Below are 12,240 nucleotides of genomic sequence, written 5' to 3'. Positions count from 1 at the left end.
GACCCCGGGAACCGAAACCGAAACGAACCGGACCGGACCGTTCCGAAACCCAAGCGAAAGGCAAACGATGTCCTTCCTTCAAACGCTTGCCGCCGCCTTCAAGGGCGGGGGCGACCGCGTGCCGCTGGCGCGCAGCTTCAATTCGCCCTGGGCTTTCGCCGATACAGGAGCGCCGCGCGTCCCGTTCGAGTACCGCGGATCGGTCGGGCGCGCCTACATCGACAACCCGGTGGCCCAGCGGGCCGTTCGCCTCGTCGCCGAAGGTATCGGCGGAGCGCCGCTTCTCGAGACCGATCCCGACCTCGCCCGGCTGGTCGCGACGACGAGCGCCGGACAGTCGCTCCTCGAAACCCTGGCCTCCCACCTGCTGCTGCACGGCAACGGGTACGTGCAGATCATGAAGGATGCCAGGGGCCGCCCGGTCGAACTGTTCGCGCTGCGGCCCGAGCGGATGAGCGTGATAGCCGGATCCGACGGCTGGCCCACCGCCTATGCCTACCGGGTAGGGGAGCAGTCGCTGACCATCCCCGTCCTCGACGAGGACGCCTCGCCCAACGTCATTCATATCCGCCATTTCCATCCGACCGACGACCATTACGGCGCCGGGTGCCTCGCGGCGGCCGAGCAGGCGGTCGCCACGCACAATGCAGCCGCTGTGTGGAACCGGTCGCTGCTCGAAAACGCGGCGCGGCCCTCGGGCGCGCTGGTCTACGAGGCGGGCGATACGGCGACGCTTACCCCCGACCAGTTCGACCGGCTCAAGGCCGAACTTGCCCGCGCCTTCTCGGGCGAGAACAACGCCGGCCGCCCGATGCTGCTCGAGGGCGGTCTCAAGTGGCAGTCGATGTCGATGACGCCAGCCGACATGGACTTTGCGACGCTCAAGGCAGCGGCGGCGCGGGACATCGCCCTTGCCTTCGGAGTGCCGCCGATGCTGCTCGGTCTGCCGGGCGATTCGACCTACTCGAACTACCGCGAGGCAAACCGCGCCTTGTGGCGGCTTACGCTCCTGCCGCTCTCGGCCAAGCTTTTCGCCGCGCTGCTCGAGGGACTGGAGCCCTGGTACCCCGATGCAAGGCTCGCGATCGATCTCGACCGCGTGCCCGCCCTTGCCGAGGACCGCGAGCGGCTCTGGGCCCAGGTCACCGACGCCGACTTCCTTACCGACGCCGAAAAGCGAGCGCTGCTGGGCCTGCCCGAAGCGCCGGCCGAACAGGAGAACAATTCATGAACAGTGAGGAAATGCTGGCGCAACTCGTTTCGCAGGCGGCCATCGACGGGACCGACCTCGTCACCTTGCGCGCGATAGTCGAGGAAGCCAGCGAGCTTGGCGCGCAGCGCATGCTCGCGCACCTCGGCCTGGACGACGAGACCGCGCAGGACGATCTCGTCGAACTGCGCGAGCTGCTCAGGGCCTGGCGCGACGCGAAGGCCAGTGCCTGGCGCGCCGCGATCGACTGGACGGTGCGCGCCATGCTGGCGCTGCTGCTCATCGGGATCGCCGTGCGCATCGGCGCGACGGAGCTGTTGCGATGAGCCTGCGCTTCGCCGGCTATGCCGCGCTTTTCGGCAAGCGCGACGCCGGGCGCGACATGATCCGCAAAGGTGCCTTTGCCAGGACCCTCGCCGGGCGGCGCGACCCGATCCCGCTCTACTGGCAGCACCGCCCCGATCTGCGCATCGGCTGGATTGTGAGCGCGAGCGAGGACGCGCGCGGCCTGCGTGTGGTCGCCTCGATCGACAATCCCGACGGTGCCGCCGGGATCGCCGTCCGGCGCGGGCGGATGACCGGTCTCAGCTTCGGATACCGGACCTTGGAAAGCCGCCAGACGCCCGAGGGGCGCGAATTGCTCGACGTCGAGCTGTTCGAGGTCAGCCTCGTCTCCCGCCCCATGCAGCACGGCGCGCGCGTGCACCTCGTCTCCTGAATCCCGCCCGGTCGCGCCGGTCACGGAACGGCCAGAACAACCCCCGAAAGGTGAATGCCCAATGGAAATGAATACTCCGCCCGAGGCGCTCGACGCGTCCTTCGATCTCGTCGCGAGGCAGGATGCCACCGACCAGGCCGTCGAGGCGCTGCGAACCGACGTCGACGACGTCAAATCGCGGCTCGATCGCGTCTCGCGAGCCGCTGCTCGGCCCGTACTCGAGGGCGCGGCTCCCGCCAGCCCCGAGCTCAAGGGCTTCGTCGACGGCTACCTGCGCATGGGCCGCGAGGCCGAACTGAAGTCGATCTCCGGAGCTGTACCGGGCGACGGGGGCTATGCCGTCCCGCGCGAGATCGATGCGATGATCTCCTCGCGCCTCAGGAACATCAGCCCGATCCGTTCGATCGCCCAGGTCGTCCAGACCGGCAGCGCCGGCTATCGCAAGCTCGTGACCACCGGCGGCACCTCGTCCGGCTGGGTCAGCGAAACCGCCGGTCGTCCCGAAACCGATACGCCGAGCTTCGTCGAAGTCGCGCCGCCTTCGGGTGAGCTCTACGCCAATCCGGCGGCGAGCCAGGCGATGCTCGAGGATGCAGCCTTCGACCTTGAGGCATGGCTGGCCGACGAGATCGCGATGGAATTCGCGCGGGCCGAGGGTGCGGCTTTCGTCGGCGGCACCGGCGTCAACCAGCCCAGGGGTTTCCTCGGCGCGCCGACCAGCGCGGCGGGCGACAGCATCCGCCCGTTCGCAACGCTGCAGTACGTCGGCAGCGGCAACGCTTCCGGCTTCGACACGTCTCCCGAGCTTCGCCTCATCGACCTCGTCCATTCGCTCAAGGCCGGGCATCGCCAGGGCGCGAGCTGGGTGATGAACTCGACCACTCTCGCAGAAGTGCGCAAGCTGAAGGCAGCCGACGGCTCGTTCCTCTGGCAGCCCGGACTTATGGAAGGCCAGCCCAACCGCCTGCTCGGCTACCCGGTGGTCGAGGCCGAGGACATGCCCGACATCGCCGCCGACGCCTTCCCGATCGCCTTCGGAAACTTCCGCGCCGGCTACCTGATCGCAGAGCGCAGCGCGACCGCGATCCTGCGCGATCCGTTCACCAACAAGCCGTTCGTCCACTTCTACGCGACGAAGCGGATCGGCGGCCAGGTGCTCGACAGCGATGCGATCAAGCTGATGAAGATCGAGGCCTGATCCGCCGGACAGCCTCTTTCCGATAGCCGGGCAGGCCCTCTCCCTGTCCGGTTCGCACCCGCGCCGCCGATGCTCCCCCAAGGCGGCGCGGGTGCCCCTTCTCGAAACCCGAATCAACGGAGGCCGCCGCCATGAAGCGGGCTATCGTCACGCCTGCCGAGGTCTCGCCCTCGGCCCTCGCCGAACTCAAGCAATGGCTCGGCATCACCACGGCGCACGACGATGCGCCCCTGGCAGACCTCGTTCGCACCAGCCTGGAAACCTGCGAGGCCTTCGTCGGTGCCTTGCCGCTCGAGTGCAAATGCGAGGAAATGCTGCCCGTCGGCATCGACTGGCAGACGCTTTCGACCCGCCCGGTCGAGGCAATCACACAGGTAGACGGCCTGACCGCGAGCGGCGACAGGTTCGCCCTGCCGGTCGAGGCCTATGCCGTCGATCTCGATGCCGAGGGAAGCGGTCGCATCCTCGTCATCACGCCGGGCGCGGCGACGCGCATCGCGGTGCGCTTCACCGCCGGTCTAGCCGCCGAATGGGATGCGCTGCCGCCAAAGCTGCGCCACGGCGTCGTCCGCCTTGCCGCGCACCAGCATCGCGAGCGGGAGAGTGCTGGTTCGGCGCCATTGCCGCCCGCTTCGGTCGCAGCGCTCTGGCGCCCGTTCCGCCGGATGCGCCTCTCATGATCGAGGCCGAACCACGGGAAGGTCCGGCGGCCTTCGCGAACCGGCTTGCCCGAAAGGCGCATGCCCTCGCCGTCGCGCGCGGCGAACGGAAGGCACGGCAGCGCCGAGACGATCCATCCCGCTGGCGGCGCGCGACGCTCCTCTGGCCCCTCTTCACGAAAGGATGACCCGGTCCATGGAAGTACCCTTCCGCGCCGCGCTGCTCGGCTGGCTCGCGGCCGACCCGCTACTGGCAACCGAGCTCAACGCGATCGTCGAGGAAGCGCCCTCGCGTACCGCACTCCCCTGGCTTGCCATCGCGACCAGCGCCAGTGCCGAATGGGGCTGCAAGGGCAACGAGGGCCGCGAGGTGCGCATCGCACTCGAACTGCATTGCCGCGGCGACAGGGCCGACAGTGCCGCGGACCTCGTCGCCCGGATCGAGGAGCGCGTCGCCTCGATCCCTCGCTATCAGCCGGGATTCACCGTCGTGACTGCCCGCTTCCTGCGCGCCCGCGCCGAGCAGCGCGGCGAGAGCCGCCGCGCGATCCTAATCGAATACCGCTTCCGCCTGCTGGCGGACTGATCCACTTCATCACGGAGAATGCCATGACCGCCCAGAAAGGCAGCGCTTTCCTGCTCAAGATTTCGGACGGGGCAGAGACCCCGGCCTTCGAAACCGTCGCGGGACTGCGCACGACGCAGATGTCGATTACCGGCGACACCGTCGTCGTCACCAGCAAGGACAGCGGCGGCTGGCGCGAACTGCTTTCGGGCGCGGGCGTTCGCTCGGTTTCGGTAAGTGCCGCCGGCATCTTCCTCGGCAGCGCTGCAGAGGGCCGGATTCGCGCCAACGCGATGGCGGGCATCCTCGACGATTACGAGCTCAGCTTCGAGGACGGCGAGAAACTTCGCGGCCGCTTCCTGATCCAACGACTGGACTACGCGGGCGACTTCAACGGCGAGCGCAACTACACCGTCCAGCTCGAAAGCTCGGGCGAGGTCGTGCCCGCATGAGCGAGCGCCCGGCCAACCGGCACCGCGGCGAAGCGACGCTGGTCGTCGCGGGACGCCCACATACCTTGCGCCCGACCTTTGCCGCGCTGGTCGCCGCCGAAGAGGAACTCGGCTCGCTTTTCGCGCTCGTCGAGCGCGCGGGCAAGGGCGGGTTGCGCCTTTCCGAGCTTGCCGCGCTGTTCTGGCATTGCCTTGCCGAGCGCGGGGAGATCACGCGCGAAGAGGTCGGTGCGGCCGTTATGGAAAGGGGTCTCGCCGGTTGCGCCCCCGCGCTTCGCGCCGTCCTTGCCCAGATCCTCCAGGGCGCGGGGTGAGCTCCGGCTTCGGAGCCGCCGCGATCGTGCTTGCCGGCATCGCGGCGCGGGCGCTGGGGTGGCTTCCTGACGAATTCTGGCAAGCGACACCGGCCGAACTCGCCGCCAGCCTGGGTCATTCCGCCACGTCTGCTGGCGGCCTCGGCCGCGACGACCTCGAACGATTGATGGAGAGCGAAAATGGATGAAGACGTCGAGAGCCTGCTCGTCGAAGTGAGAGCGAGCACCGAGGAATTCGCGCAGGATATCGCTACTATGCGAGGCTCCGTGGACGGCACGCTGGCTGACGGTTTCGCCCGTGCGGGCGACGTTCTCGAGCGCGGGCTGACAGGTGCGATCCGAAAGGGCAGCCTGGGCTTCGACGACCTCAAGCGCGTCGCCCTGAATGCACTGGACGAGATCGCGGCGCAGGCGTTGCACAGCCTGATACCCTCGGGCGGCGGCGGCCTGTTCGGCGGGCTTTTCGATGCGGGCGGGATCATCGGAGCGGCGCTCGGACTTCCGGGCCGCGCGACGGGGGGGGCGGTTTCTCCCGGGCGCGGTTACCTTGTAGGCGAGCGCGGACCCGAACTTTTCGTCCCCGCCTCGGCAGGCCGGGTCGAGAATTTCGGTATCGGGCAGCCCGGCCAGGGAGGCGGGCGCGACGTGCGCATCTCGATCAACGTCAATTCTCCGCGCGGTGCCGACGTGCCGCAGTCGCTGCAGCGCTCGGCCCGGCAGGTTGCCGCCGCCGTCCGCCGCGCGCTCGCCTGAACCGGGAGGAATTATCGATGGCGTTCTGGCTCGCCGATAAACGCGAGGGGCAGGTGACCGACTGGATCCAGCGCTTCGACCCGCGCTTCTGGACGGTGAACTTTCCGCGCCCGATGATGGCTTCGGTCGTCACCACCGCCCCCGACGCCTTGCGCGTGGAAGCGACGTTCCTTCGCAAGACCGACCTTGCGGGACTGATCTGGCAGAGCGAGGACACGCTCGACCACCCCCTCCTCGCTTACGCGACCGATCGCGATTATTCGCGCACGACGCTCTCGTTCCGCTGGCGTTCGGGCGGGATCATCCCGCTCGACGGGATCAACGGACCGACGCTGACGATCGAGGGCCGCGACGAGGCGAGGCAACCTCGCACCTGGTACGTCCGGCTGTGGAACTATGCCGAGGGTACGAACGAGGACGCGCGCATCGTGCTGCGCTTCTCCGACTTGCGCGGCGGTTTCACACTGCCCGACGATGCCGATCTCGTATGGCCCGGCAGTATCGACCGGATGTTCATATCGCTCGTCTCCCCCGATTACGAAGCCGGTGTGGAGGATGCTCTGCCCGGCCCTGTCGAAGGCTGGGTCGAACTGACCGGGATCGAATGCACCGGCCATCGCGCAATGCTGGAAATCGGAGACGTTGTCGTCCCTCCCCATGGCCTCGCGATGGCGACGGCCTTCGACGATTGCGGCACGCAGACCCCCGCGCGGCTGCTGCGAAGCGCTCGCCAGCTCGGCTATCGCGGCAGCGTCGTCCACTATGTCGGCATGAGCCATTATTTCCGGCTCGCACCATCCGCTGGCGAGTTCCTTGTCGGAGGGACCGGCGATCCCCTCTGCGGGCCGGCCCGTGCATGGCATGCTGGGTACTTTTCCGCATGCGCCGCGCTCGGCTTCTCGCCTATCGTCTCGCTTTCCTACGAAGTGCTCGCCCAGCATTGCCCCTCCGCCTGGCAGCAGCGCACGTTCGACGGCGAACCCGGCCGGACCGGATGGGACCCGCCGTCTGCCTTGCTGTCGCCTGCAAACGGCGCTGCCATGGCATGGCTGCAATCGGTTGCCGCCGAATTCGTCACCCTCGCCCGCGATGCCGGTGTTCCGGTTCGCTTTCAGGTGGGCGAGCCGTGGTGGTGGGTCCAGCCGGGCGGACGGATCTGCCTTTACGATGCCGCTGCCCGCGCCGCGTTCGGGGGCGACCCGCCCGATATCGAGGACATCCGGCAGCCGCTCGATGACGAGCAGGTCGCGCTCCTCGACGCCGCCGGCTCGCTGCTGGCGGCGTCCACCTCCGCTCTCGTGGAAGCGGCGCGTTCGGCCGTCGCGCCCGAGCCGCTTGAAAGCCTGCTGCTCATCTTCTCGCCGACGATCCTCGATCCGGAGATGCCCGAGGCCCGGCGCGCGAATGTCCCTGGCGGCTGGGCATACCCCGCTTTCGACCGCCTGCAGGTCGAGGATTACGACTGGCTGACGAGCGGCTCGGACGGATATCGCCGGTTAGCCTACACCCGCCTCGACGAGCATCTCGGCTATCCCCTTGCGGAACAGGACTATTTCGCAGGCTTCGTCCTGAAGCCCGAAGATCGCGACCTTTGGCGCAGGATCGACGCAGGTATCGACGAGGCGCTGAAACGCGATCCGCACGAGGTTTTCGTATGGGCGCTGCCGCAGGTTTCCCGCGACGGATACGTCCGCATCCCCGTGAACAAACCAGGTGACGACATGCAAGCTTTCGACGACGTCCGGTATCCCCTCGCACTCGGACGGGATGCGACGGTCATTCCCGAATTTTCGACCTCGGTTTCGGTAACCGCTTCGGGCTTCGAGCGCCGCAACAGCCTGTGGTCCGATGCCCGGCTGCGCTTCGATGTCGGCCCGGGCATCCGATCGGAAGCCGAACTCGGCGACCTCATCGAATTCTACCGGGCGAGAAGGGGCGCAGCACGGGGATTCCTGCTGCGCGATCCCACGGACTTCAGCTCCAGCGGCATGGTCGGTACGCCGACGATGCTCGACCAGCTTATCGGCCGCGGAGATGGCGCGACCACGGATTTCCCGCTTTCCAAGCGCTACGGCACCGCCGAAGCAGCCCAGCTTCGCCGGATCACGCGGCCTCGGGCCGAGAGCCTGCTGGTCAGTGTAAACGGCGTGCAGGAGGAAAACTTCGCGCTCGGAACGGGCGGGATCGTGATTTTCGACGTGCCGCCAGCGGAAGGCAGCGTCGTGCGGGCAGGCTTCATCTTCGACGTACCGGTTCGCTTTGCGGACGACCGCCTGGAAATTTCCGGAGCCGCTTTCGCCGCCGGCGAGGCGCCCAGCGTTCCTGTCGTCGAAATCCGGGAAGCGGCATGAGCCGGGTGTGGTTCCGCGAGGAACTTGAAACCGTGGCGTCGTTCTGGCGCGTGCTCCGCAAAGACGGCGTGACCGTCGGATTGACCACGCACGACCAGGATCTCTGGTTCGACGGCATCCGGCATCGCGCCGCTCCCGGCATGGTCCCGTCGGCAATTCGCCGCTCCGCCGACCTGGAACCCGACAGCGCCGACGTGATGGGGTCCCTCAGCCACGATTCGATCTCGGCCTCCGATCTTTCGGAGGGACGTTTCGACGGAGCGCGCGTCAAGATCGGCCTCGTCGACTGGGAGACCGGAGAGAAGGTGGTCCTCTATAGCGGCTCTCTCGGTTCGGTTTCGCAGCAGGAAGATTCGTTCTCCGCCGAACTCGTCTCGCGCAAGGCCGAATTGCGGATCGATCCCGTGCCCCGCACGGCGCCGACGTGCCGGGCGCACTTTTGCGCTCCCGGCTGCAACCTCAACGCCGCGCACTTCACGCACGAAGCGATCCTGATTGCGCTGAACGCTCCCGAGAACGCCGTTCAACTGGAGAGCCCTGTGTCTGAAGAAGCGCTCGTTGGCGGGACCTTGCGATGGTTCGACGGTCCCCATGCGGGAATGGAGATGCCTATCACCGGTCCGGCGCAGGGCGGAGGACTCATCCTTGCGGTTCCCATCGATGGCACGCTGCCATCCGGGCTGCGGGCCATCGTGCGCGAGGGATGCGACCGCCGGCTCGAAACATGCGCGTCGAGGTTCACCAACGCCGCGAACTTCCAGGGTGAGCCGCACCTTCCGGGCAACGACCTCATCTCCCGATATCCCCTGCCCCCATCGTGAGCGGCAATGCCCTGGCGGCGGCCGCCGGTAGTTTCGCCGGAGTTCCCTTTCGGCTCCACGGCCGGCGGGCCGAACACGGCCTAGACTGCATCGGCCTGCTTCATGCTTCCCTCGTCGCGATCGGCAAGCGACCCCGGCTCCCGAACGGCTACAGGCTCCGCGCGCTATCCAGACCGGACCTCGACGAAGTCGCGACGGCGTGCGGCCTGGCTCGCGTCGAGGACGAGATCCTGCCGGGCGACGTACTGCTTGTCGAACCCGGACCCTGCCAGCTTCACCTGATGATCTGCCTGAACGCGCAGAGCTTCGTACACGCCCATGCGGGTGCACGGCGCGTCCTAATACAATCCGGCGGATTGCCGTGGCCGACGATCCGGCAATTGCGCCTTTCCGAAGAAGGACACTGAGCAAAGATGGCTACACTGGTACTCGGAGCGGTCGGCACGCTTGTCGGCGGGCCGATTGGCGGCGCGCTCGGCGCACTCGTCGGCCGCCAGGTCGATGGCCTGATCATCGGCACTCCGGATCGCGAAGGCCCGCGCCTCAAGGAACTCAATGCCACGACATCGAGCTACGGCACGCCCATCCCGCGTCACTTCGGCAGGATGCGCGTGTCAGGCTCGATCATCTGGTCGACCGAACTGGTCGAAAGGTCCGAGACGGAAGGCGGCGGCAAGAACCGACCCTCGGTCACGACGTACAGCTACACCGCTTCGTTCGCGGTCGCCCTTTCCAGCAGGCCGATCGGGCGCATCGGGAGGATATGGGCCGACGGCAATCTCCTGCGAGGCGAAGCGGGCGATCTGAAGGCTCCCGGGACGCTCAGGGTGTACACAGGAGAAGGCGACCAGATGCCCGATCCGCTGATCGCGTCGATCGAAGGTCAGGACAGGTGCCCGGCCTATCGCGGGCTTGCCTACGTGGTCTTCGAAGACCTCGAGCTGGGAGACTTCTTCAATCGCATCCCCGCCCTGACTTTCGAAGTCTTCGCCGACGATGATCCGCTGTCTCTCGACAAGCTGGTGGGAGAGGTAGTCCCCCGAACCGACGCTGCCGTGCCGCTTGGCGGAGTAGCGGGCTTTTCGTGCGAGGGTCCCCTGTCCGGCACCCTCGCGGCGCTCGAGCCGGCCTGCCCGTTCAACGCCAGCGCTACGGGGGACACGCTCCAGCTGCGCGATGGATCGGTGCAAGGCGTTGCCATCATCTTGCCGGAACCTGCGATTGCGGTGGGGGACGACGATTTCGGCGGTGCATCGGGATTTCTCCGCAAGCGCGCCGAAGAACCAGCAACGCCTCCAGAGATACTGCGCTATTACGACGTTGATCGCGACTATCTTCCGGGCGTGCAGCGCGCTCCCATAGTGCAGCGCAGCGGGCAGCCGCGAACAGTCGAAATTCCTGCAGTGCTGACTTCGGCGAACGCACGTGACATCGCGCTCAGGATGTCGCGGCGGCTCGACTGGTCGCGTAGCCGCATTTCATGGCGCACAACTGATCTCGACCCGTCCCTTTCGCCCGGATCCATCGTCAGGTTGCCCGGCGAGAAGGGAACCTGGCGCATCGCGGAATGGGAGTGGCGCGAAAAGGGTGTGGAACTTCAGCTGACACGTGTCCTGCCGGCCTCGGCCGAGGCCGCGCCGCCGGTGCCGACCGATCCCGGCAGGGCCAACCTTCCCGACGACCTGACGGTGCCCGAGACCCGACTTTCGGCTTTCGAAATGCCGTGGGACGGGACCGGAGCAGGCTCCACTCCCGCCGTTTTCGCCGCGGTTTCCTCCAGCGAAGCTGGCTGGAAGGGCGCTGCACTCTATGCCGACCGCGGCGATGGCGAGTTGCATTCGCTCGGATCGAGCGGTCGCAGGCGAGCCATTGTCGGTACGACCGAGAATGCGTTACCGGCTCTCTCGCCGTTAATCCTCGATCGATCGACGTCGCTGGTCGTCACCCTTGCATCGGCAGACTTCGTCCTCTCCGACGCAGCACCGCGCCAGCTTGCCGCCGGAGCCAACCTGGCGCTCGTCGGCAAGGAGATAATCCAGTTCGCCACGGCGACTGCACTAGGCGTTTCCAGATGGAAGCTTTCCGGGTTGCTGCGCGGCCGGGGAGGCACTGAGGCAGGCGCGATCTCGCACCTGGCCGGCGAGACATTCGTGCTCCTCGATGAAAAGCCGGTTTCCGTCGACCCCGCCATCGTCGGCGCGCAGCCGTACGCGACTCTCGTCGCAATCGGCCCTGGTGATGCCGGCCCCGTTACCAGCGCGATCGCCCTGCGCGGAGTTACCCTGAAACCGCTTCGTCCCGTTCACCCCCGCGCGGAACCTCTTGCCGGAGGCGGCCTGCGGCTGACCTGGGCGCGGCGGGCGCGGGGCGCATGGGAATGGACCGATGGCGTCGATGTCCCGCTGGCGGAGACGCGTGAAAGCTACATCGTCGGGTACGGAGAGCCCTCGGCTCCGGCTGCGGCATGGACGGTCGATGTGCCCCGCCTGGAGCTTGACCCGCAGTCCGCAGCGGAAGGCCTCGCCCAAGGCTTTTTCGTCAAACAGGTCGGCACCTATGCGCAATCCGGTCCGACCCTGTTCCCAGCATGATCAGCAAAACACGGAGTTCATCATGTCCGACCCGATAGTCTTCGACGCGACCAGTCCCCGCCTTGCACTTCCCCTCCTGTACTCGGGACAAGCGCAGAAGGAGTTCTATGTGAACGAGGCCTTCGCAATCATCGATGCCTTGCTGCACGGGTCCGTCGAGGGCACATCCCCGGCGCCACCGGAAACCCCCATCGATGGTACCGGCTGGATCGTCGGCGCGGGCGCGACCGGCGAGTGGAGCGGCAGGGACGGCACCATCGCCTGCCAGCAGAGTGGTCAATGGCTCTACGTATCGCCGAGGGACGGCATGCGGCTGCTCGATCGCTCGACCGGCCAGCAGGTTCACTATCTGAACGGGTGGCAAAGGGTTGAGTCTCCTGCGGAACCTTCCGGCGGTTCCAACGTTGACACCGAGGCCCGACAAGCGATCGTCGAACTAATGGCGGCACTCAAGGGTGCGGGGATCTTCGCTCAAGACTGAACAGACCTGAGGTTTATTAGTGCCAAATCTGAAGCAATTTGGGTGCAATAGGGTCATCCAAACGCGCAGGGAACGCGGCATTATTGCAACAGTTGAAGATTTTGCCCGCTTGCGTGGCCATTGTATA

At 67.0% G+C, this 12,240-nt stretch carries 15 protein-coding genes; all 15 read left to right on the top strand.

Translation table 11 applies throughout. The features are described from left to right. Positions 1–67 precede the first annotated feature (67 nt). The 15 genes from FHS75_RS05075 (at position 68) to FHS75_RS05005 (ending at position 12,113) form a co-directional block, all read left to right on the top strand. On the top strand, positions 68–1,231 hold the full coding sequence (locus FHS75_RS05075; protein WP_179406662.1) for a phage portal protein: 1,164 nt from the start codon (positions 68–70) through the stop codon (positions 1,229–1,231). After that, entirely contained in the window at positions 1,228–1,536 is a 309-nt protein-coding gene (locus FHS75_RS05070) for a DUF6127 family protein (protein WP_179406661.1), read from the top strand. The genes FHS75_RS05075 and FHS75_RS05070 overlap by 4 nt, the downstream gene beginning before the upstream one ends. Beyond that, positions 1,533–1,928: an HK97 family phage prohead protease gene (locus tag FHS75_RS05065; protein WP_179406660.1), complete on the top strand. Its 396-nt coding sequence runs from the start codon at positions 1,533–1,535 to the stop codon at positions 1,926–1,928. Before FHS75_RS05070 ends, FHS75_RS05065 begins: the two co-directional genes overlap by 4 nt. A 61-nt stretch (positions 1,929–1,989) precedes the next feature. Beyond that, positions 1,990–3,126 carry a phage major capsid protein gene (locus tag FHS75_RS05060; protein WP_179406659.1) on the top strand — a complete coding sequence of 379 codons (1,137 nt, stop codon included), beginning with the start codon at positions 1,990–1,992 and terminating at the stop codon, positions 3,124–3,126. A 131-nt stretch (positions 3,127–3,257) separates the two neighbouring features. Beyond that, complete coding sequence (locus FHS75_RS05055; protein WP_179406658.1) at positions 3,258–3,806, top strand: head-tail connector protein; 549 nt, start codon at positions 3,258–3,260, stop codon at positions 3,804–3,806. 175 nt (positions 3,807–3,981) lie between these two features. After that, positions 3,982–4,371 (top strand): DUF3168 domain-containing protein, encoded by a 390-nt coding sequence (locus tag FHS75_RS05050; protein WP_179406657.1) that lies wholly within the window; start codon positions 3,982–3,984, stop codon positions 4,369–4,371. A gap of 23 nt (positions 4,372–4,394) precedes the next feature. After that, positions 4,395–4,802 (top strand): phage major tail protein, TP901-1 family, encoded by a 408-nt coding sequence (locus FHS75_RS05045; protein ID WP_179406656.1) that lies wholly within the window; start codon positions 4,395–4,397, stop codon positions 4,800–4,802. Beyond that, entirely contained in the window at positions 4,799–5,116 is a 318-nt protein-coding gene (locus tag FHS75_RS05040) for a gene transfer agent family protein (protein WP_179406655.1), read from the top strand. The genes FHS75_RS05045 and FHS75_RS05040 overlap by 4 nt, the downstream gene beginning before the upstream one ends. Beyond that, on the top strand, positions 5,113–5,304 hold the full coding sequence (locus FHS75_RS17805) for a phage tail assembly chaperone (protein ID WP_179406654.1): 192 nt from the start codon (positions 5,113–5,115) through the stop codon (positions 5,302–5,304). The genes FHS75_RS05040 and FHS75_RS17805 overlap by 4 nt, the downstream gene beginning before the upstream one ends. Next, a complete protein-coding gene (locus tag FHS75_RS05030; protein WP_179406653.1) occupies positions 5,297–5,869 on the top strand; it encodes a tail tape measure protein in 573 nt (190 codons plus the stop codon). The genes FHS75_RS17805 and FHS75_RS05030 overlap by 8 nt, the downstream gene beginning before the upstream one ends. Positions 5,870–5,886: 17 nt before the next feature. Further along, positions 5,887–8,220 (top strand): DUF2460 domain-containing protein, encoded by a 2,334-nt coding sequence (locus FHS75_RS05025; RefSeq protein WP_179406652.1) that lies wholly within the window; start codon positions 5,887–5,889, stop codon positions 8,218–8,220. Continuing rightward, positions 8,217–9,041, top strand: a complete 825-nt coding sequence (locus FHS75_RS05020; protein WP_179406651.1) for a DUF2163 domain-containing protein — start codon at positions 8,217–8,219, stop codon at positions 9,039–9,041. Before FHS75_RS05025 ends, FHS75_RS05020 begins: the two co-directional genes overlap by 4 nt. Further along, positions 9,038–9,448 (top strand): NlpC/P60 family protein, encoded by a 411-nt coding sequence (locus tag FHS75_RS05015; RefSeq protein ID WP_179406650.1) that lies wholly within the window; start codon positions 9,038–9,040, stop codon positions 9,446–9,448. The genes FHS75_RS05020 and FHS75_RS05015 overlap by 4 nt, the downstream gene beginning before the upstream one ends. Positions 9,449–9,454: 6 nt before the next feature. Further along, positions 9,455–11,632, top strand: a complete 2,178-nt coding sequence (locus tag FHS75_RS05010) for a phage tail protein (RefSeq protein WP_179406649.1) — start codon at positions 9,455–9,457, stop codon at positions 11,630–11,632. Positions 11,633–11,654: 22 nt separating this feature from the next. Next, positions 11,655–12,113, top strand: coding sequence for a DUF2793 domain-containing protein (locus FHS75_RS05005; protein ID WP_179406648.1), 459 nt, complete (start codon positions 11,655–11,657; stop codon positions 12,111–12,113). The last annotated feature ends 127 nt before the right edge of the window (positions 12,114–12,240 follow it).

This window comes from Novosphingobium marinum (genome assembly GCF_013408095.1).
Taxonomy (GTDB): domain Bacteria; phylum Pseudomonadota; class Alphaproteobacteria; order Sphingomonadales; family Sphingomonadaceae; genus Novosphingobium; species Novosphingobium marinum.
This window is presented reverse-complemented; position numbering and strand designations above follow the sequence as displayed.